Source organism: Streptomyces sp. NPDC085946 (assembly GCF_044540485.1).
Taxonomy (GTDB): domain Bacteria; phylum Actinomycetota; class Actinomycetes; order Streptomycetales; family Streptomycetaceae; genus Streptomyces.
This window is the reverse complement of the sequence record NZ_JBITSF010000021.1, coordinates 118,509-139,962: the sequence shown is the minus strand read 5'-3', so window position 1 is coordinate 139,962 and position 21,454 is coordinate 118,509. Positions and strand designations below refer to the sequence as shown.

At 76.2% G+C, this 21,454-nt stretch carries 8 protein-coding genes; 4 read left to right on the top strand and 4 right to left on the bottom strand.

Going from position 1 to position 21,454, the window contains the following annotated elements:
• Nucleotides 1–198 precede the first annotated feature (198 nt).
• Nucleotides 199–1,368 carry an FAD-dependent oxidoreductase gene (locus ACIF8T_RS31975; protein WP_400039846.1) on the top strand — a complete coding sequence of 390 codons (1,170 nt, stop codon included), beginning with the start codon at nt 199–201 and terminating at the stop codon, nt 1,366–1,368.
• Nucleotides 1,369–1,441: 73 nt separating this feature from the next.
• Here ACIF8T_RS31975 and ACIF8T_RS31970 read toward each other — a convergent pair whose 3' ends face one another.
• Together ACIF8T_RS31970 and ACIF8T_RS31965 are read right to left on the bottom strand one after the other, a co-directional pair.
• The gene (locus ACIF8T_RS31970) at nt 1,442–3,340 is read right to left on the bottom strand and encodes an NAD-binding lipoprotein (RefSeq protein WP_400039844.1); all 1,899 of its coding nucleotides are present in this window, start codon (nt 3,338–3,340) and stop codon (nt 1,442–1,444) included.
• 589 nt (nt 3,341–3,929) lie between these two features.
• Nucleotides 3,930–5,177 carry a helix-turn-helix domain-containing protein gene (locus ACIF8T_RS31965; RefSeq protein ID WP_400039842.1) on the bottom strand — a complete coding sequence of 416 codons (1,248 nt, stop codon included), beginning with the start codon at nt 5,175–5,177 and terminating at the stop codon, nt 3,930–3,932.
• A 703-nt stretch (nt 5,178–5,880) separates the two neighbouring features.
• Between ACIF8T_RS31965 and ACIF8T_RS31960 the strand changes: the two genes are divergently transcribed.
• Complete coding sequence (locus tag ACIF8T_RS31960) at nt 5,881–6,426, top strand: PAS domain-containing protein (protein WP_400039840.1); 546 nt, start codon at nt 5,881–5,883, stop codon at nt 6,424–6,426.
• A 76-nt stretch (nt 6,427–6,502) separates the two neighbouring features.
• Here the strand turns inward: ACIF8T_RS31960 and ACIF8T_RS31955 are convergent, their stop codons facing one another.
• Nucleotides 6,503–7,021, bottom strand: a complete 519-nt coding sequence (locus ACIF8T_RS31955) for an RNA polymerase sigma factor (RefSeq protein ID WP_400039839.1) — start codon at nt 7,019–7,021, stop codon at nt 6,503–6,505.
• Between the two features lie 61 nt (nt 7,022–7,082).
• Entirely contained in the window at nt 7,083–8,423 is a 1,341-nt protein-coding gene (locus ACIF8T_RS31950) for a protein kinase (RefSeq protein ID WP_400039837.1), read from the bottom strand.
• 435 nt (nt 8,424–8,858) lie between these two features.
• Between ACIF8T_RS31950 and ACIF8T_RS31945 the strand changes: the two genes are divergently transcribed.
• A complete protein-coding gene (locus ACIF8T_RS31945) occupies nt 8,859–17,576 on the top strand; it encodes an amino acid adenylation domain-containing protein (RefSeq protein ID WP_400039836.1) in 8,718 nt (2,905 codons plus the stop codon).
• Nucleotides 17,569–21,381 (top strand): type I polyketide synthase, encoded by a 3,813-nt coding sequence (locus tag ACIF8T_RS31940; protein WP_400039835.1) that lies wholly within the window; start codon nt 17,569–17,571, stop codon nt 21,379–21,381. Before ACIF8T_RS31945 ends, ACIF8T_RS31940 begins: the two co-directional genes overlap by 8 nt.
• The last annotated feature ends 73 nt before the right edge of the window (nt 21,382–21,454 follow it).

Sequence of the window (21,454 nt, the reverse complement as noted above, 5' to 3'; positions counted from 1 at the left end):
CTCACCCGTCGAGGCCTCCTCCCCGGGTGTCCGACGACCGGCGTCGACCTCCGTTCCGGCGGGCCGTTCTCCCGCCCTGTTGTCCACCCTTGCCGCGCCTATCGAAAATCGATAGATTTCCATCGACAGTCGATCAGGACTGCCTGTGGCTCGTCAGCGTCCGACGTACGCCGCGGCGGACCGGACAGGGAGCAGCGCATGACGGCGGCCGACGAGACGAGTACGACGAGCACAGGGCGGACGACCACCGCGGACGTCCTCGTGGTCGGGGCCGGGCTGGCCGGCCTGCACACCGCCACGCTCCTCGCCCGGCAGGGCCACGACGTACTCCTGGTCGACCGGCGCACCACGCTCGCCGGCGCGATCCGCACCACCGGCATCTTCGTGCGCAAGACGCTCGACGACTTCCCCCTGCCCCCCGAGTGCCTCGGACCGCCCATCCGGCGTGTGATGCTCTACCCGCCGGACCTGCGCCGCCCCGTCAGCCTGGTCAGCGACCGCGACGAGTACCGGGTGGGCGACATGGCGCCGCTCTACACGTCGGCGGCGGCCGACGCCGAGCGGGCCGGCGTGCGGATGGCGCTCGGCACGCGCTACACCGGCCGGCAGGGCGACGGCTACCGCCTGGTCGGCCGCGACGGGCCCGCGGTGGTCCGGGCCCGCTTCGTCGTCGGCGCCGACGGAGCCCGCTCCAGGGTCGCCCGTGACCTCGCCCTGGACCGCAACCACCACCTGCTGGTCGGGGCGGAGGAGGTCTTCCCGCTGCCCGGCGGCGACGAGCCGCCGACCTTCCACTGCGTGCTCGACCCCGCACTCGCCCCCGGCTACCTCGCCTGGGTGGTCAACGACGGTCGACACGCCCATGTCGGCGTCGCCGGCTACGCCGACCGCTTCCCCGCCGGGCTGCGCCGTGCCCTGGAGCGGTTCAGCGCCGCGCCGCCCGGGCTGGACGGCGTACCGCGCCCCGAGACGGTCGAGCGGCGCGGCGGCCCGATCCCCGTCGGCGGCGTGCTGCGGCGGATCGGCTGCCCCGACGGGCTGCTCGTCGGGGACGCGGCGGGCGCGGTCTCACCGCTCACCGCCGGCGGCCTGGACCCGTGCCTGCGGCTGTCGGAACACGCGGCCGCGGTCCTCGACGACGCCCTGCGCACCGGACGCCCCGACGGACCGGCCCGCTACGACGGGGCCCCGCTGCGCGCCCGCTTCCACGGACGGCTGCTGCTGCGCAGGGGGCTGGCCCAGGTGCGCACGCCGGTCGCGATGGCGGCGGCCTTCACCCTGCTGCGCACACCGCTCGGCCGGGCCGCCGCCGCCCGCGTCCTCTTCGGCGACCGGTCCTTCCCCGACCCGGCACCCGCCCGCGGATGAGACGGCCGGCCGGCACGGGGGCGTGCCGCCGGACCCGGCGGACCGTCCCGGTCGCCGCCTCCGCCCCGCCGGGTCAGTCCGCGCCGACGACGACCACCTCGTCCCGGTCGGTCCAGCGGCGCCGTTCGCTCTTGGGCGGATTGATGCGCAGACCGTAGTGCGGTCCCTTCGACGCGTCGTCGTGCCGTCGGTAGCCGATGGCGCACTCGCCCCGGTCGCGTGCCGCGGCCACCACCGTGGCGAAGGACGTCTCCCGGTCCGGCCGGACGTAGTCGGCGGCCGGCCGCAGGTGGACGCCGTTGCCCTCGGCGGAGAACAGTTCCTCGAAGACCGCGGCCAGGTGCCGGTTCTGGGAGATCTGCGCCATGAGCAGGCCGATGAGGGTGCCGCTGATGATCACGTCGGCCCCGGGGCTGATCGGCGCCAGCGCCCGGTTGCGGTCGTCCACCAGCTCGGTGACCACCGGCAGTTCGCGCCGGGTGGCCTGTTCGAGCTGCCGCAGGAGCAGGAGGGTGACGAGCGTGCGGTTGTCCGGCTCGTCCGCCGGCTGCCCGGGAGCCGGGTCCCGGCCCAGCACGACGACGCTGTCGTAGGCGTCGATGTCCAGGCGGCGCAGGGTCTCGGGGCGGGTGGTGTCGCCCCGGTGGAGGGTCACCGTCAGCCCGGTGCCGGCGTCCGCGTCGGCGTCGTCGACCTGCCGGGCGACGGCCTCACCGCCGTCCGTCACCACGTCGACGGCCGAACCGGGCCGCGCGCGGCGGCGCAACTGGTCGACGACGAGCGGTGCCCGGCGGTTCCAGCCCAGCAGGAGCACCCGCTCCGGCCGGGCGGGCGCCGGCGCCCCGGACACCATCGCGTCCTCCTCGACCCACCCGGCGCAGTCCTCCAGCGCGGCGGTGTCGTCGTCGTGGCGGACGACGACGAGCACATCGCCCTCGCGCAGCGCACTGGACGGGGGCGGACTGAGCAGGACGGTCCCGCCGCGCACGAGTCCGACGACGCACGACGTCGGGTAGGACAGCAGCGCCTCGCCGAACGCGCGGCCGGTCAGGGCGGGTTCCGCGACGAGGTAGAACTCGTCCCCGGCGAAGTCGAGGAGTTCCCGGTGCACGAGGGAGAGCCCGGGGCGGCGGGCGGCCTGGACGATCAGCCGCGCGGTGATGGTGTCGCTCTCCAGGACGACACCGCGCGGGCCCGCGGCGAGGGAGGCGGCCAGCCGGTACCGGTCGTCCCGGACCGCCGCGATCACGGGCGGGCCGGCCGCCGGGTCGGGGAGCGCCGCCCGGAGCGCCAGCAGCGTCTTGACCACGTCGGCGTCGGAGTCCGGTTCGTCGTGCGGCAGGACCAGGACGGCGCCCGCGGCGGCCGGGTTGGTCAGGGAGAGCACGGCCGGGTCGGTGGTCGGACCGCTGCGGCAGATCAGCCGCGTACGGCCCGCGGGACCCAGCTTCGTGCCGAGGGCCTCCTCCATCGCGGTCTTGTCCCGGTCGGCCAGCACGGCCACCGCCGCCCGCCGCTGGTTGGCGTTGGCGGCCACCAGTTCGCCCACCACCGTGAACACCTGCTCCGACCAGCCCAGCACCACCGCGTGCCCTCGTTCCAGCACGGTGGAACGGCCCCGGCGCAACGCGGTGAGCCGCTCCGTGAACGCCGTCGTGATCAGACCGACCAGGGTGGAGACGTACAGCAGGGCGACCAGGGCGAGCAGCACCGACATCAGCACCCGCAGCGGTGCGCCGGTCGCGCCGCCCAGGCGCAGCGTCTCGCCGGTGAGCCGCCACACCGCCGCGAGCCGGTCCGGCAGGGCGGCCGGTGCGTCCGGGTCGGTCCACACCAGCACCGCACTGACCGGGACGACGACGGCCAGGCACAGCAGCGCCAGCCAGCCGACGAGAACGGAGGCGCCCCCGGCCAGGGTGCTGTCGAACCAGTAGCGAGCTCGTTCCGCGAGCGGAGTGCGCCGCTGGGCCACCCTTCCCCCCTCTGCCGTGCCGTGCATCCGGTGAGGTCCGCCCACGCGGACGCGTCCTCCACGACGCCCGGCCCGGACCACGGAACCGGCTGCGCACCTGGAAGTCTGCGGGCCCGGCCGCGTCGCGCGGCCGCGGTTCGCCGCGCGTTCACCCCTTCGGGGCGCCCGCCCCGCCGGAGACGGCGTCATCGCGCCGGCCGGACGCCGCGGGGGCCGAAGCCCGGCGGCTGTACCGGGCGGCGGGGTGCGGTCCGCGGCACCGGACGCGGCGGGCGCGGCGGGCGAGGCGGGCCGCCGCCCGCGGGGCCGAGCGGGGCCGGTGCGCGGCCCGGCGCGGCCCGCGCGCCGGCACCGCGCAGGCGACGAGGCCGCCGGAACCCCCGGCCCCGATGCGGTGGCTGGCGTACTGCGTGGAGCTCTCGGTCCCGATGCGGTGGCTGGCGTACTGCGTGGAGCTCTCGGTCCCGATGCGGTGGCTGGCGTACCGCGTGGAGCTCTCGGTCCCGATGCGGTGGCTGGCGTACCGCGTGGAGCTCTCGGCCCCGACGCGGGGGCCCGCACACCGCGCGGCCCCCGCCGGATCACGGTGCTACCGTCGCGCCTCGCGGACCACCGGCGCCCGTACCTCGGCCAGCGTCGTGGCCAGTGACTGCCACACGTGGGCGGCCAGATCGAGGTTCCGCGCGCCCGTCGCCTGGCGGCCGAGCCGCTCCAGCGCGGAGATGCCCTCCTCGATGCGGCCGTCGAGGATGGCCAGCCGGCCGTCGAGAACCGCCAGCCGGACCCGCTCCCGGTAGGGCAGGCGCAGGTCGTCGTCGGACAGCAGGGCGCGTGACAGCGCGCGGGCCTCGTCCAACCTCCCCTCGTGGAAGGCGAGATGGGCGCGTAAGGCATTCAACTCCTGGACCTGCGGGGGCGTGCCGACGAGTTCGATGACCACCTCGGCCTCGCCCAGCCAGCGCCGGGCCGCCTCCACCCGGGGCGGTGAGATCTCCAGGGCGGCGGCGGTCGCGGCGGTGCGCAGCCGGGTCCACAGGGTCAGGTCGTCCCCGCCCTGGAGCAGGCCGAGGGCCGTCTCCAGGCGGTTCTGCGCGGTGACGTGGTCACCCTGGCGGTGACTGACCAGGGACGCGGTCCACAGGGCTTCGGCCGCCTGGGGGGCGGTGGCCGCGGGCAGCAGGGTCCGCTCCAGTTCGTGGACGTGCAGATCGGCCGTGTCCAGCCGGCCCAGCTCGGTCTCGATGCCGATCAGCGCCACGAGCGCGGCCATGGTGTCGGCGGTGGGAAGGGCCTCCTCGTGCGCGACGGCCAGCGCGGTCGCGGCGGCCGGCTCGGCCGTCCGCAGGTCGCCCAGGGTCCGCAGGCAGCGGGCGTACTGGACGTTCGACCTCACCAGCAGCTCCGGCGCCGCCAACAGGTCGCTGAGCTCGATGAGTTCGCGCAGACGGCCGCACTCCTGCCGGTAGGCGCCGTTGCGGTGGTCGATGCGGCTCAGCTGCCACAGGGCCTGCCAGCGGGCGGCGGGATCGGCGGCCTCGTCGTCCCGCAGCGCGCCGGCCAGGCAGGCGGTGCTGTCCGTGCCGGGCGGCGCCGAGGCGGCGGCCGCGAGTTCACGGCTGAGCGAACCGGTGACCTGCGGCTCGCTCAGCACGGAGACGTCGACGCCGAGGCGCTGGGCGAGGTAGGTGACGGCGCGTGGCGTGGGCCGGCGCTCACCGGACTCCAGACGCGACAGGTACCCCGTCGACATGCCCTCGCCGACGACCGCTGCCTGGCTCAGGCCCCGTTCCAGCCGGAGCTTCCTCAATCGTCGGCCGAAGTGCGGCTGCTCGAGCATTCCCACCCTCTGGTCCCCGAGGTCTTCGCGAGTCCGCTCCCCTCCACGCGGTCCGCGGGCGGCGTGCGGGAGTCACCGGTATTTTACGGAACGTCAACAACGTGATCAACACAATGGCGAACACACGGCAGACCGGCTCGAACACGGCCTTCCCCGGTGGCAGCCCCGCTGACCAGGCGAGTAGCGCTGTGCGACCGGCCGAAAGCGTGCCCTGCCGATCGTTGGCAAACCGGTTGCCCAGGTAGGCAAACTCTTGCCAACTACCTTTCCTGGCTTTAGCCTCCAAGGTGCCGCCCTGATGTGATCGTGTCTCGCCTCCGGAGGTTCCTGTGCTCCCTTGCGCCCGGTCGGGCTCAATACGGAGATCGATCGCAGTGACGGTCACGGCACCTGCTTCCGCGGCCACGGCAACCGTTCCAGCGGCCCTGGTGGGTACGCCGCCGGCGGTCCTCGAACACCTCGGCTGGACGCCATCCGGGGACAAACGGGTCTGACAACGTTGTCCGCAGTCGCGAGGCCTCCCACCCCCCTCATGTACACAGAAAGACGGTACGTCGTGGTCACCACGAGCATCACCGCCTCTTCCGTCTCATCCCGCGGCGACCGGAAGGCCGCCGCCAGGGCCGCGTCGCAGGCTCTGCCACAGGACCTCGCCGGCAGCCGCCGGCGCCGCGTCCACACGGCCCATCTGTCCCCCGGAGACATGACCGTCACCGCGGCGGAGGCGGAGTTCGCCGGGCGTTTCGGGCTGAGCCCGGGCGAGATATACGGCCATGACCTCTGCGACCTCCTGCTCGCGCGATCACCCGCACGTCTGCGGCACCGGTTCACCGACCTCCGCGAAGGCCGGTACAGCTGGTTCACGGAACGGGTGACCGGCCGGGACGGCACCGGCCGGGCCTTCCGCGCCACCCTGACGGCCATCGCGGTCGCCGGCCCGGACGGTCCCGCCGGACTCGTCATCCTGCTCGGCCACGGCGAGGAGCCGGACCCCTCCGAGTCCCAGGGCGAACAGACGCTCAGCACCCTGGACGCGCGCGTCCTCGAAGGCGTCGCGGGCGGTGCGTCCACGACGCAACTGGCCAACAGCCTCTACATGAGCCGCCAGGGGGTCGAGTACCGCGTAGGACGCCTGCTGCGCAGGTTCGACGCCCCCAACAGACCCGCGCTCGTGGCGCGCGCCCACGGACTGGGCATGTTCGCCGTGGGGCAGTGGCCGCCCCGTCTCCTCCCCGAGTTCGTGGAGTAGCCGTCCCCGGCGGCGGGCCCGGAGCGAGGCGGCCGCCGGCGGTGTCCTGCACCGCCGGCGACCGCCTCACCGCCGTCTACGCCGCCGAGGGCAGCCAGGCCTCGCGGAACCGGCGGCGGGCCCGGTGCAGACGGGACCGGACCGTCCCGACCGGCAACGACAGGGTCTGCGCCATCTCCTCCTCGGTGAGTCCGTAGGCGCGCAGGGTGAGCACCTGCCGGTGGGAGGGGGAGAGCCGCTCCAGGACGTCGCTGATGTGCACGGCGTCCAGCGGATTGGTCTCCTGGCCCGAGTCGACCCGTACGTAGGTTCCCTCGGCGCCCGTCCGTTTCGCGGTGCGGACGGCCTCGCGCAGCGTCACCGCGCGCACCCAGCCGTAGAAGGCGTCCGGCTCGCGCAGGGTGCGCAGACCGCGGTAGATGGCCAGCAGCGCCTCCTGGGTGGCGTCGGCGCCGTCGTCGTGGGTGACGGACCGGCACAGGCGGGCCACGTACGGGGTGATGCCGGTCAGCAGGTGGTTCATCGCCTGCTCGTCGCCCGCCTGGGCCCGGGGCAGCAGCGCGAGGGGCGCGGGTGTCTGGCTGAGGGTGCTCATGTGGGGGGTGCTCCTTGTGGCAGCCGGTGCGGTCGTGCGCGGTGGGCCGGGGTGGCCGTCCTCACCGTGCGTGCGCGGGCGCGGGCAGGGGCCCGGAGGCGTCCGCGAAGGCGAGGAGTCCGGTGCGGACGTCGTCGCGGAAGGCCCGCATGAAGGACGGGCTGAAGCAGGCGGTGGAGTGCGGGAACTCGATGGCGAGCCGCCCGTCGAAGGAGACGACGCACGCCATGACCGGGCTGCGGCCCGCCTGCGGGAAGTAGTGCTCGCGAGCGGGCACCAGCCGCACGTCGGTCGCCTCCAGTCCGGCCGGCAGCCGGGGGCCGGGGACCACGCCCATGTTGGTGGCGATCACGGTGGCGAGCTGCAGGGCCGGATTGCGGGGGATCTCCGGCGTGATCCGCATCTCGTGGTGGTGGTCGGCGCGGGCGATGAAGTCGCCCAGCCGGGTGTGGACGGTACGCGCCAGCGCCGCGGGGTCGGTGTCCGTGGCGACGTCGAGGGTCTGCAGGTGGGTGGTGACGGCCGGCACCATGACCGCGGCGGGAACCGGCGGGGACACCCGGGACCGCAGGTCCACGGGGGACAGGCAGCCCAGGGTGCGGGGCCCGTCGCCCTCCAGGCGGCGGCGCGCCGTGGTGAGGAGCGCGGCGGCGACCAGGGAGTGCACGGACACGCCCGCCCGGCGCGCGGTGTGCCGGAGCAGGGCGGTGCGCTCCTCGTCGAGCGTCAGCCGCCGCACCTCGATGTCACCGGCGGGTGCCGCGGCCTGCCCGGCGCCGGGGGCCGCCGGGCGCGGCACGTCGTAGGGCACGAGCTCGACGGGGTGCCGCCGTGCCTCCTCGACGCGCCGCTCCAGGTAGGCGGCGGTGGCCGCCGGGTCGGCCGCGGGCAGCAGCCGGCTGATCGGCTCCGGCCACCGCGGCTCGCCGCCCGGGACGCCGTCGGCCGCGGCCGGCGGCCGTGCGTCCCCGTGGCCCTCGACCAGGGCGCGGTAGCGGTCCCACAGGGCGTTGTGCAGGGCGATGCTGCTGTGCCCGTCCGTGACGGTGTGGTCCACGACGAGGACGAACAGGTGGCGGTCGCCCTCCGGGGCGCTCACCAGGACCGCGCGGCTGAGCGGACCCCCCACCGGCAGGGGGGTGTTGAGCTCCGCCGCGTAGGCCTCCTCGCCGCCGGTGCGGGTGATCAGCCGGGGACGCTCCTCCTCGGTGAGGAGCCGCAGGACGAAACCCGGGCCGTCCGGGACGATGCGCGTGCGCAGCGTCGGGTGGGCCTGCGTGACGGCGTCGAACGCCGCCGACAGCGCCCCGACGTCCACCCGTCCGCGCAGGGCGCACGAGAGCACTGCTCTGCTCCGCTGCCCGACGTACAGCGTCTCGACCGGACACAACGCACGGTGCATGCCGCCCGCCTTCTTTCCGTTGCTCTCTTCCCTGGTTCACGGCAGGTGACGGGCCGTCACCTGCGGGGGTCGTGCGAGTCCGACGCCCGTTCGAGAGTGCAATGCCGGGCGCCGGCGAATCCACCCGGGACGGGGGCACGGGCCCAACTTCCGGGAATTCCCTAAAAGTTGGCCGGGCCGGCGCTATCCCGGCCTCCGGACAGTTGAGGGAAACACCTGAATTCCCGCCGCGGGGCCGGTCCTGGCTTGATCGGTTTCGCCGCGCCGTCGCACCCTGAGGGCACTTGCAGGGCCGGCGGAGGGGGTCGTGCCGACCCCGCGCCCTCGGCGCGCGACCGTGCCTTTCCGCGCCGCACGGGCCGAGGCCGCATCGCCGTCCGCCCGGCCGGGCGTCCCCGGCCGGGACATTACGACCTGTCACGTGAGGGCTGTGCCATGTCACTCCACGAGGACGACCACCGACCGCTGTCCGGAGCCCAGAAGGGACTGTGGTACGCCGGGCGGCTCGCGTCCGACCACGCCGCGCACAACACCGCGGAGGCGGTGGAGATCCACGGCGCCCTGGACACCGGCCTGTTCGAGACCGCGCTGCGCCGCACCGTCGGCGAGGCCGACACCTTCGCCCTGCGCTTCCGGGAGACGGACGACGGCCCCCGCTGCCACCGGGCCCCGGACGCGCACGACTGGACCCTGCACCGGATCGACGTCGGCGACGCCGCCGACCCGGAGGCGGCCGCCTGGGAGCACGTCCGCGCGGACCTGGCCACCCCGGTGGACCTCGACAAGGGGCCGCTGTTCGCCCACACCCTCATCACCCTCGCCCCCGACCGGCACCTGTGGCTGCTGAGGGCCCACCACATCCTGCTCGACGGGTACAGCTACAAGCTCCTGGGCCGCCGCCTCGCCGACGTCTACAACGCCCTGGCCGAGGGCGGCGAACCGGCCCCCGCCGGCTTCGCCCCCGTGCACCGCCTCCAGGCCGAGGAGGAGGCCTACCTCGCCTCCGAGCGCTGCGCCCGCGACCGGGACCACTGGACGCGGCGGCTGGCCGGACTGCCCGAGCCCGCCCGGCTCACCCGCCGCGACGCCCCGCCCACCGCCCCGTTCCTGCGCCGCACCGCGGAGCTGACGGACACCGAGGCCGAGGCCCTGTCGGCCGCCGCGGCCCGGCTCGGCGCCACGCGCACCGACCTGCTGACCGCCGCCGTCGCCGCCTACCTGCACCGCATGACCGGCGCCGGCGACCTCGTGCTCGGCATGGCCACGATGAGCAGGCTCGGCAGCGCCGCCCTGCGCACCCCCGGCACCGCCTCCGACGTCCTGCCGCTGCGCGTGGCCGCCGACCCCGGCACCTCCGTCGCCGGCCTGGTCCGCGCGGTCGCCGACGAGCTGGCGGCGCTGCGCCGGCACCAGCAGTACCGGGGCGAGTTCCTCCGCCGCGACCTGAACCTGCTGGGCACCGGGCGCCGGCTGTACGGGCCGGTGCTGAACATCGTCCCGTTCACCGAGACCCTCCACTTCGGCGGCCACCCGGCCACCTGGCACCACCTCTCCGGCGGCGCCGTCGACGACCTCCAGATCTCCGTGCGGCCCGGAACCCGCCCCGGCGGGCTCTGGCTGGCCTTCGACGCCAACCCCGCCCTGTACGAGGAGGACGAACTCGCCCTGCACCGCGACCGGTTCCTGGCCCTGCTGCGGCACCTGGCGGACGCCGCGCCCGAGACGACCGTGGGGGACCTGGACCTGCTGCTGCCCGGCGAGCACCCGCGTGACGCACCCGTACGGGACCTCCCCGTCACCGGCACCCTCACCGACCTGTTCGAGCGGCAGGCGAGGACCTGGCCGCAGCGCGTCGCGGTGACGTACGAGGACGGACGGCTCACCTACGCCGAACTCGACGCCGAGGCCAACCGGCTGGCCCGGCTGCTGGCCGAGCGCGGCGCGGGCCCGGGCCGGGTGGTCGCGCTCGCCCTGCACCGGGGCCCGCGGCTGCTGCCCGCCCTGCTGGCCGTCCTCAAGACCGGCGCCGCCTACCTGCCGCTGGACCCCGGCCACCCGGCGGAGCGCCTGCGGCTGGTCATGGACGACGCGGCCCCCGTCCTGCTCGTCACCGAGACCGGCCTCGCGGCCCGCCTCACCGGCGGCGTGCCCGCCGTCGTCCTGGACGACCCCGCCGTCGAGGCGGACCTCGCCGCCCGCCCGGCCGGCGAGCTGACCGGCGCCGAGCGGCGGGGACCGACGAGCCCGTCGGACACCGCGTACATCATCCACACCTCCGGCTCCACCGGCCGCCCCAAGGGCGTGCCCGTCGCGCACGCCAACGTGGTCCGCCTCTTCGCCGCCGCGGCCGAGCACTTCGACTTCGGCGCGGACGACGTGTGGACGCTGTTCCACTCCTACGCCTTCGACTTCTCGGTGTGGGAGATGTGGGGCGCCCTGCTGCACGGCGGCCGGCTCGTCGTCGTCCCGTACGCCGTCAGCCGCTCGCCCCGCGACTTCCTGCGGCTGCTGCACCGCGAGGGCGTCACCGTCCTCAACCAGACGCCGTCCGCCTTCGAACAGCTCATGGACGCCGACGCCGAGCGGGCACCGGGCGACGGCCCGGATGCGGCGGGCGCCCTGCGGTACGTCGTCTTCGGCGGCGAGGCCCTGCGACCCGAGCGGCTGCGGCCGTGGGCCGACCGGCACGGCCTGGACCGTCCGGCGCTGGTGAACATGTACGGCATCACCGAGACCACCGTGCACGTCACCCACCACCGCATCACCGAGGCCGACCTGACGGACCCCCGCCGCACGAGCGTCATCGGCAGGCCGCTGGCGGACCTGCGGGTGCACCTGCTGGACGCGGCGGGCCGGCCGGTGCCGCCGGGCGCCGTCGGCGAGATGCACGTCGCGGGCGCGGGCGTGGCCGCCGGGTACCTCGGCCGGCCCGAGCTGACCGCCGAGCGGTTCCTCGACGACCCGTTCGGCCCGCCCGGCGGCCGGATGTACCGCTCCGGCGACCTGGCGCGGCGCCGCGCCGACGGCACCCTGGAGTACGTGGGCCGCGCCGACCAGCAGGTCCAGCTGCGCGGCTTCCGCGTCGAACCCGGCGAGATCGAGGCCGTCCTCGCCGCCCACCCGCAGGTCACCCGGGCCGCCGTCGTCGTGCGCCGCGCCGACAACGGCGCCCGGCAGCTCGTCGCCTACACGGTGGCCGCCGGGCAGCGGCCGCCGAGCCCGGCGGAGCTGCGCGCCCACGCCGCCGCGCACCTGCCCGACCACATGGTCCCCGCGGCCTGCGTGAACGTCGACGCGCTCCCGCTCACCGCCAACGGCAAGCTCGACACCGACGCCCTGCCCGCGCCCGACTTCACCGCCGCCGCGGTGGGCGCCCGCCCGCGCGGCCCCGAACAGGCCCTGGTGTGCGCCCTGTTCGAGGACGTGCTGCGGCTGCCGCGCGACACGGTGGGCGCCGACGCCAACTTCTTCGACCTGGGCGGCGACTCCCTGCTCGCCACCCGCCTGCTGGCCCGCCTGCGGCACGACAGCGGCGTCGAGGTGCCCATCACCGCCCTCTTCGAGGGGCCGACGCCCCAGGCGCTCGCACGGCGGCTCGCCGACCGGCCCGCCGCCGCCCCCGGCCGCCCGGCCCTCGGCGGCCTCGACCGCCCCGGACTCCTCCCGCTGTCCTACGCCCAGGAACGCATGTGGTTCCTGAACCGGCTCGACGGGGCGGCGGCCACGTACAACATCCCGCTGGTGGTGCCGCTCGGCTCCGCCGTGGACGCCGGGGCGCTCGACGAGGCCCTCGGGGACCTCGCCGACCGGCACGAGAGCCTGCGGACGGTGTTCGCCGAGCGGGACGGCACGCCCCACCAGCGGATCCTGCCGCCGGGGGAGCTGCGCCCGCGACTGCGCCGCGTGGACTGCCCGGCCGACGAGATCGCCGCCCACGTCACCGCGGCCGGCCGGCACCGCTTCGACCTGTCCGGCGAGGGCCCTCTGGCCGCCTGGCTGTTCGGCACCGGGGAGGAGACCACGCTGCTGCTGGTGCTGCACCACAGCGCGGCCGACGGCTGGTCGCTGCGCCCCCTCGCCGACGACCTGGCCGCCGCCTACGCGGCGCGCCGCGCGGGCCGCGCCCCGGCCTGGGACCCGCTGCCGGTGCAGTACGCCGACTACGCCGTCTGGCAACGCGCCCTGCTCGCCCCCGGCGCCGACGGCACGGGACGGCTGGAACGGCTGACCGCGCACTGGCGCGCGGCACTGGCCGGCCTGCCCGAGGAGTGCACGGTGCCCGGCGACCGGCCCCGCCCGGATGCCGCGCGCGGCACCGGCGCCCACGTCACCGAGACCGTGGACGCCGCACTCCACCGAGACCTGCTGGAGCTGGCCGAACGGGAGGGCGCCAGCCTGTTCATGGTGCTGCACGCCGCGCTGAGCGCCCTGCTGACCCGCTGCGGAGCGGGCGAGGACGTCGTCGTGGGCACGCCCGTCGCGGGCCGCTCCGAACCCGCCCTGGACGACCTGATCGGCCTGCTCACCAACACCCTCGTGCTGCGCGCCGACACCTCAGGCGACCCCGCCTTCCGGGACCTGCTCGCCCGGCTGCGCCCGCACGACCTGGCCGCCCTGGACCACCAGGACCTGCCCTTCGACCGGCTCGTGGACGAGCTCAACCCGCCCCGCCGCCCCGGCCGCCACCCGCTGTTCCAGGTCATGCTGGCCCTGCAGAACAACGAACCCGCCGTGCTCCGCCTGGACGACCGCGCGGTGCCGCTGCGGCCCACCGCCACCGGCACCGCCAAGTTCGACCTGTTCGTCGACGTCCTCGAACGGCACGGCGCGGACGGCACGCCCGACGGGCTCGACCTGCACGTCGAGTACGCCACGGACCTGTACGACGCCGCCACCGCCGAGGGGATCGCCCGCGCCCTGGGCGAGCTGCTGCGCGCGGTGTGCGCGGACCCGGACCGCAGGATCGGGGACCTCCCGGCACCGCCCCCGCGCACCCCCGCCGCGGCCGCGGCGGCCGACGCCGCCGAGGTGGCCGACGCGGCCCTGGCCGTGCCCGGCATCCGCGACGCCGTCGCCCTGCCCGGCTCCGACGGTGCCGCGCCGCACCTGTACGTCGTGCCGGGCCGCGCGGACGCCGCCGAACGCGTCGAGCAGGTCCTCGACGAGGCCGGACACGGCGCGGTCCGCGTCACGGCGGTCAACGCCCTGCCCCGCACCGCCGACGGCGCGCTCGACACGGCCGCGCTGCGCGCCCTGCCCCCGGTCGACCGCGCCGCCGCCGCAGCCTGGCGGCAGCACCTGGCCCGCGTCCCCGGCGTCCGCACGGCCGAGGCCGTGGTGGAGGCCGCCCCGGAGGAACTGGCCCGCCGCCACGCCGGCCCCGCGCGCCGCACCGCCCCGTCCGCACCGGCCGACGGCCCGCGCACCGCGACCGGGGCCGTCCCCGCGCTCAGCGAGGGACCGGAGCTGACCGAACCGACCGTGCCCGGCTGGGCGCAGGCCCTCGTACGGGCCGCCGAGCGCGGCCACGGCGACATCGTGCACGTGCACGCCGACGGCAGCGAGACGCGGCGCAGCTACGCGTCCCTGCTCACCGAGGCCTCCCACGTCCTCGCCGGACTGCGGCGCGCCGGACTGCGCCCCGGCGACCAGGTGATCCTCCAGTGCGACGCCACCGAGGACTTCCTCGCCGTGCTGTGGGGCTGCGTCCTCGGCGGCTTCGTCGCCGTCCCGCTGACCGTCCCCGCCTCCTACGCCACCCCCTCGGCGGCACTGACCAAGCTGGAGGGCATCTGGCGGATGCTCGGCCGGCCCTGGATGGTGTGCTCCGCGGGCCTGGAGCCCGGCCTGCGCGACCTGGCGGCCCGGCAGGACTGGCCCGGGCTGCGCCTGACCACGGCCGACGCGCTGCGGGACGCGCCCGAGGACCGCGACTGGCACGCCGCCCGGCCCGACGACCTCGTCCTGATGCTGATGACGTCCGGCAGCACCGGCCTGCCCAAGGCCGTGCGCCTGACCCACCGCAACGTGCTGACCCGGTCCGCCGCCACCGAGCAGATGAACGGGCTCGGCGAGCGGGACGTCTCCCTGAACTGGATCCCGCTCGACCACGTCACCGGCGTGGTGATGTTCCACCTGCGCGACGTGTACCTGGGCTGCCGGCAGATCCACGCGCCGACCTCCTGGATCCTGCAGGACCCGCTGCGCTGGCTGGACCTCGCCCACCGGCACCGGGTCACCGTCACCTGGGCGCCCAACTTCGCCTTCGGCCTGCTGGCCGAGCAGGCCGACCGCTTCGGGGACCGGCGGTGGGACCTGACGCCGATGCGGCTCGTGATGAACGCCGGAGAGGTCGTCGTGGCCGCCGCGGCCCGCCGGTTCCTGCACGTCCTGCGGCCCTACGGACTGCCCCAGGACGTCATGCACCCCGGCTGGGGCATGTCGGAGACCTGCTCGGTGGTCACCGACGCCGTGCTGCCGGCCGACGCGCCGGGCACCGACGAGACGTTCGTCAGCTGCGGCCTGCCCTACCCCGGCTTCGCCATGCGGATCGTCGACGAGCACGGCACCGTCCTCACCGAGGGCGACGTCGGCCGGCTCCAGGTCCGCGGCACCTCCGTGACCGGCGGCTACCACGACAACCCGGCGGCCAACGCCGAGGCCTTCACGGACGACGGCTGGTTCGACACCGGCGACCTGGCCTTCCTGCGCGACGGCGAGCTGTACATCACCGGCCGCGCCAAGGACGTCATCATCGTCAACGGCGTCAACCACTACAGCCACGAGATCGAGGCCTGCGTCGAGGAACTGCCGTACGCCGTGCGCAGTTTCACCGCCGCGGTCGCGGTGCGCACCGACCCGGCGGCGACCACCGACGAACTCGCCCTGTTCGTCCACCTCGCCCCCGGCCACGACCCCGCCACCGCGCTGCGGGAGATCGCCGGCAAGGTGACCCGGGAGATCGGCGTCAGCCCCGCCTTCCTCGTGCCGGTCGACGCCGGTGCCGTCCCGAAGACCGAGATCGGCAAGATCCAGCGGACCAAGCTGCGCAAGAGCTTCGAGGCGGGCGCCTTCGACGACGCGGTCCGCGAGGCCCAGCTGCTGACGGGCACCGCCGCGACCCTGCCCGACTGGTTCCTGCGGCCGGTGTGGCAGCGCGCCGAACGCCACCGCCCGCGCACGGCGGCGGCCGGCCGGCACGTCCTCGTGCTCGCGGGCGGCGACCCGCGGGCCCGGGACCTCGCCCGGCGCCTGGCGCGGTCTGTGCGGGCCGACGGCGGGCTGTGCACCGAGGTCACCGACGGGACGTCGTACGCCCGGATCGACGCCGCCCACCACCGCGTCCGGCCCGCCGAGCGGGCCGACCACACGGCGCTGCTGCGGGCTCTCGAAGCCGACGGACGGCCGGTCGACACCGTCGTGCACCTCGGCGCGCTGCACACCGCCGCGACGGCCGACCCGGCGGCCGCCGAGGCCGCCACCGCACCCCTGCTCGCCCTCGCCCGGGCCCTCGCCGACCGGCCCGGCGGGCCGCGCCCCGCCGACCTGCTGTACGTGACGGCGGGCGCCCAGGCGGTCACCGCCGAGGACCGCCCGTCCCCGGCGCACGCCCTGGCCGGAGCCGTCCTGAAGTCGCTGCGGGAGGAGGCGAGCGGGCTGCGGTGCGTCCACCTCGACCTCGACCCCCACGGCGACGAGGACCCCGTGCCCGTCCTGCTCGCCGAAGCGGCCGGCACCCCCGCCGACACCGAGGTCGCCCACCGCGGCGGACGGCGCCACGTGCGCCGGCTGGCCCCGCTGCCCGAGCAGCCCGCCCGGACCGAACCGCCCGCCGCCGACGGCTTCCACCTCCTCAGCGGCGGACTGGGCGGCGTCGGCGCCGAACTCGCCGCCCACCTGCTGCGCACGCCCGGCACCCGGCTCCTCGTCCTCGGCCGGACCCCGCTCCCCCCGGAGGACGCCTGGCCGGAGCACCTCGCCGCCGGAGGGACGGCCGCCGCCCGCATCGAGGCCTACCGGCGGCTGCGCGAACTCGGCGACGTCCGGTACGCGTGCGCCGACGTCACCGACGAGCGGCAGGTGCGGGCGGCCGTCCGCGCGGCCGCCGGGCACTGGGACGCGCCCCTGGCCTCGGTCCTGCACCTGGCCGGAGACCTCGTCGAGGCCCCCGTCGGCGACCTGGACCCCGCCACCTGGCGCGCGGCCCTGGAGGCGAAGGTGCGCGGCGCCTGGGCCCTGCACCGCGTGAGCACCGACCACCCGGTCGCCTCCTTCGTCACCTTCTCCTCGGTGAACGGCTGGTTCGGCGGCGCCCTGAACACCGCCTACGCCGCCGCCAACGCCTACCTCGACGCGCTCGCCCTGCACCGCCGCGCCCTCGGCCTGCCCGCGCAGAGCCTGGCCTGGAGCATGTGGCGCGAGCGCGGCATGAGCAGCGGCTACCGGCTCGCCGCGCTCACCGAGGCCCGCGGCTACCGCGTCCTGGACACCGCCGCCGCGCTGCGCTCCTTCGACCTGGCCCGCACCCTGGACGAACCCCACCTGCTGATCGGCGCCGACCGCAGCGCCCCCTGGGTCCGCAGCCACGTCCTGGAACCCGCCCGGCAGGTCCGGCGCCTGGCCGGACGCGTCGCCCTGGAGGACGGCGCCGACCTCGGCGCGCTGCACCGGGCCGCCGCCGAGGCCGCCGGCGGGGAGCACTGGGTGCTGCGCGCGGCCGGCGGCGCCGCGCGGCCCGAAGCCGCCTCCGACGCGGGGGAGCGGCTGCGGGACCTGGAGCGGCGGCTCGCCGACCTGTGGCGCGACGTCCTGGGACGCGACCGGGTCGGCCGGGACGACAACTTCTTCGACCTGGGCGGCAACTCGCTGCTCCTGGTCGCCGCCCAGAGCGCGGTCGACCGGGCCTTCGGGATCGAGCTGCCCGTCGTCGACCTGTTCGCGCACCCCACCGTGCGCGACCTGGCCCGCCACCTGGCGGCCCTGACCGGGCCGCAGACCGCGGCCGCCGAACCTCCGGCGGACCCGCGGACGCCACCGGAGAGCGCCGGGACCGGGCCGAGCGGCCTGGACCGCGCCAAGGAACGAGCCCAGCGGCAGCGCGCGGCCCGCGCCCGCCGCTCCGCACGGCACGGGAAGGACCGAGGGCATGCCTGAGACCACCGAACCGCAGGACGAGCAGGCACCGGCCGTCGCCGTGATCGGCATGGCGGGCCGCTTCCCCGGCGCGGACGACCTGGACGCGTTCTGGGACAACCTGGCCGCCGGCCGGGAGTCGGTGCGGCCCGTCACCGACGAGGAGTTCCTGGCCGCCGGCGGGTCCGAGCGCGACCTCGACGACCCCACGCTGGTCCGCATGGCGTCGGTCATCGAGGGGATCGACCGCTTCGACTCCGGGTTCTTCGGCTACAGCCCCGCCGAGGCCGCCGTCGTCGACCCCCAGCAGCGGCTGCTGCTGGAGACGGCGTACCACGCCCTGGAGGACGCCGCGTGCCTCGGCTCCGGCGCCGCGACGGGCACGTTCGGCGTGTACGCGGGCAGCGGCGACAGCCGCTACTACCCGGCCCACGTGCACCCGCGGTACGCCGGGCAGCCCGGCTCGGTGGAACTCGTGCACGCGGCCACCGCCAACTCCCTGGGCACGCTCGCCACCCGCGTCTCCTACGAGCTCGGGCTGACCGGCCCCAGCGTGTCGCTGCAGACCGCCTGCTCCACCGCGCTCGTCGCCGTGCACACCGCCTGCCAGGACCTGCTCGACTACCGGTGCGACACCGCGCTGGCCGCCGCGGTCTCCGTCAACCCCTCGGCGCTGCTCGGCTACCGGTACGTGCCCGACGGTCCCTTCTCGCCCGACGGACACTGCCGGGCGTTCGCCGCGGACGCGGCCGGCACCTCCTCCGGCGACGGCGTCGGCGCCGTCGTCCTCAAACGCCTGGAGGACGCCCTCGCCGACGGCGACCGCATCCGCGCCGTCATCCGGGGCAGCGCCGTCAACAACGACGGGCGCCGCAAGGTCGGCTTCAGCGCGCCCAGCGCCGCCGGGCAGACCGAGGTCATCCTCGCCGCGCAGGCCCAGGCGATGACCGACGCCGGCACCATCGGCCTGGTCGAGGCGCACGGCACCGCCACGCGCCTCGGCGACCCCATCGAGGTGGCCGCGCTCACCGAGGCCTTCCGGCAGTCCACGCACCGCCGCGGCTACTGCGCCCTCGGCTCGGTGAAGACCAACATCGGCCACCTCGGGGCGGCCGCCGGCATCGCCGGGCTCATCAAGGCGGTGCTGGCCCTGGAGCACCGGCAGATCCCGCCGAGCCTGCACTTCGAACGGCCCAACCCGCACATCGACTTCGCCGCCGGACCGTTCCGGGTGCCCACCGCCCTGGAGGACTGGCCCGCCGGCGAGCACCCCCGGCGGGCCGCGGTCAGCGCCTTCGGCATCGGCGGCACCAACGCCCACGTCGTCCTGGAGGAGGCGCCGCCCGCCCCGCCCGCCCCGCCCCGGGAACCGGTGGACGGCCGCCGCCTGGTGCTGCCCCTGTCCGCGCGCACGGCCGGCGCCCTGCGCGGCCAGGCCGAGGCCCTCGCCCACCACCTCGAACGGCGGCCGGAGCTGCGCCTGGACGACGTCGCGCACTCCCTGCGCACCGACCGCCCCGCCCTGCGCCACCGGCTGGCCGTCACCGCCGCCTCCCGCGACGAGGCGCTGTCCGCGCTGCGCGCCGCCGCGCCCGCCACGCCGCCCCTGCCGGACGAGCCGCCGCAGGTGGCGTTCCTGCTGCCGGGCGGCGGCACCCAGTACCCCGGCATGGGCGCGGACCTCTACCGCGAGCACGCCACCTACCGCGACACCGTCGACGAGTGCGCGCGCATCCTGCGCCCCGCCCTCGGCGCCGACCTGCGCGACACCCTGCTCCAGCGGCGCGAGGCCGACAGCACGAGCATGTTCCTCGCCCTGGTGGTCACCGAGTACGCCCTCGCCCGGACCCTCATGGACGCGGGGGTGCGCCCCGACGCGCTCATCGGCCACTCCCTCGGCGAGTACACGGCCGCCTGCCTGGCCGGGGTGATCGACCTCGACGAGATGCTGCCCCTGGTCGCCGAACGCATCCGGCTCATCAGCTCCGCCGGCGGGGCGACCGTCGGCGTGGCGGCGCCCGCCGAGGAGGTGCTGCCGCTGCTCGACGAGGAGCTGTCCCTCGCCGCGGCCAACGGCCCCGCCGCCTGCACCGTCGCCGGGTACGAGGACGCCGTCGCCCGCTTCGAGGCCGAACTCACCCGCCGCGGCCTGCCGTTCCGCCGGCTGCGCATCCCGGCCGCCGCCCACTCCCACGTCCTGGACCCGGTGCTGGAGACGTACGAGAAGCACCTGCGGGGCGTCACCCTGCGCCCGCCGCGGATCCCGTTCGTCACCAACGTCACCGGCACCTGGATCACCGACGCGCAGGCGACCTCGGTGCGGCACTGGATCGACCACACCCGGGCCACCGTGCGGTTCGCCGACGGCATCACCACCCTGTGGGAGCGCCGCCCCGTCCTCGTGGAGATCGGGCCGGGCGACACCCTGACCAAGCTGGCCACCGCCCAGCTCGCGCGGCACACCCCGGTGACGGTGACCACCATGCGGCACGCCAAGGCCGACGCCACCGACGGGTTCGTCCTCGCCGAGGCACTGGGCCGGCTGTGGAGCGCGGGCGTGGACGGCGCGCTCCCCGAGGTGCCGGGCACCCCCCGGCGCGCCCCCCTGCCCCCGTACGCCTTCGAACGGCGCCGCCACTGGATCGACGCCCCCGGCGCCCGCACCGACCCCGGCGCACCGGACACCGGGGACGCGGCGGCCGGCGGGCCGGCCCTCGGACCGCGGCCCCGCCTGACCACCGCGCACGTGCCCCCGCGCGGCGCACGCGAACAGGCGGTGACCCGCCTGTGGGAGGAGACCCTCGGCATCGGCGGCATCGGCGTCCACGACAACTTCTTCGACCTGGGCGGCGACTCGATGCGCGCCGTCGTGCTGGCGGGCCGGCTGCGCCAGGCCGGCGTGCTCGACGTGCCCGCCGCGACCCTGCTGGCCGCGCCCACCGTGGCCGGACTCCTCGCGGCGGCCGACGACACCTCGGCACGGGAGTCCGGCGACGCGAACGCGCTGGCCCCGCTCCTGCCGCTGCGGGCCCAGGGCGAGGCGGCACCGCTCTTCTGCCTCCACCCCGGGGCGGGCGTGTCCTGGCGCTACACGGGCCTGCTGCCCCACCTCGGCGGCGACCAGCCGGTCTACGGCATCCAGGCCGCCGGCCTCGACGGCACCCGCCCGCCCGCGCCGGACGCGGCGACCATGGTCGCCTCCTACGTCGACCTCGTCCGCCAGGTGCAACCGCACGGCCCCTACCGCCTCCTGGGCTGGTCCTACGGCGGCTTCGTGGCGCACGCGATGGCCTGCGTCCTGCAGGAACAGGGCGAACGGGTGGAGCTGCTGGCCATGCTGGACGCCCCCCAGCCGCACGGCACCCCCTACGACGCCGCGGCGGCCGAACGCCAGGTGGCGGCCCTGCTGGCGCGGGTGGCCGGCCTGCCCGTCGAACCGGCGGGGGACCGGCCGCCGGGCGTGGCGGACGTCCTGGACCGCATCGACGCCGGCCTGGCCGCGGACCCGGCCAGTTCACCGGTCACCCGGGCCGAGGCCGCGGCCATCGCCGAGGTCATGCGCAACAACCTGCGCCTGGCACCGCAGTTCGCGCCCGGCGTGTTCCGCGGGGACGTGCTGTTCTTCAGCGCCGACCGGGAGCGGGCCACCGACTTCCCCGGCGACCTCGCGGTGCTCCCCGACAAGGCCGACGGCTGGCGGCCGTACGTCGACGGCACCCTCCAGGACCACCGGGTGCCGTGCGGCCACTACGAGATGACCGAACCCGAGCCCATCGCACTGATCGGCGCCGCCGTCGCCAAGGTGCTGCGCGAGACGTCCCGCTGACCGACCGGCCCCGCCCGCCCCGCCCCGGGGCGGGCCCCGACCGCCCAGGAGACCCCACGTGACCACGACCGCC

Bases quoted from the DNA above. Each gene is read 5' to 3' on its own strand.
- ACIF8T_RS31975 (WP_400039846.1), top strand. From the start codon at position 199: ATGACGGCGGCCGACGAGACGAGTACGACGAGCACAGGGCGGACGACC.
- ACIF8T_RS31965 (WP_400039842.1), bottom strand. From the start codon at position 5,177: ATGCTCGAGCAGCCGCACTTCGGCCGACGATTGAGGAAGCTCCGGCTG.
- ACIF8T_RS31960 (WP_400039840.1), top strand. From the start codon at position 5,881: ATGACCGTCACCGCGGCGGAGGCGGAGTTCGCCGGGCGTTTCGGGCTG.
- ACIF8T_RS31955 (WP_400039839.1), bottom strand. From the start codon at position 7,021: ATGAGCACCCTCAGCCAGACACCCGCGCCCCTCGCGCTGCTGCCCCGG.
- ACIF8T_RS31950 (WP_400039837.1), bottom strand. From the start codon at position 8,423: ATGCACCGTGCGTTGTGTCCGGTCGAGACGCTGTACGTCGGGCAGCGG.
- ACIF8T_RS31945 (WP_400039836.1), top strand. From the start codon at position 8,859: ATGTCACTCCACGAGGACGACCACCGACCGCTGTCCGGAGCCCAGAAG.
- ACIF8T_RS31940 (WP_400039835.1), top strand. From the start codon at position 17,569: ATGCCTGAGACCACCGAACCGCAGGACGAGCAGGCACCGGCCGTCGCC.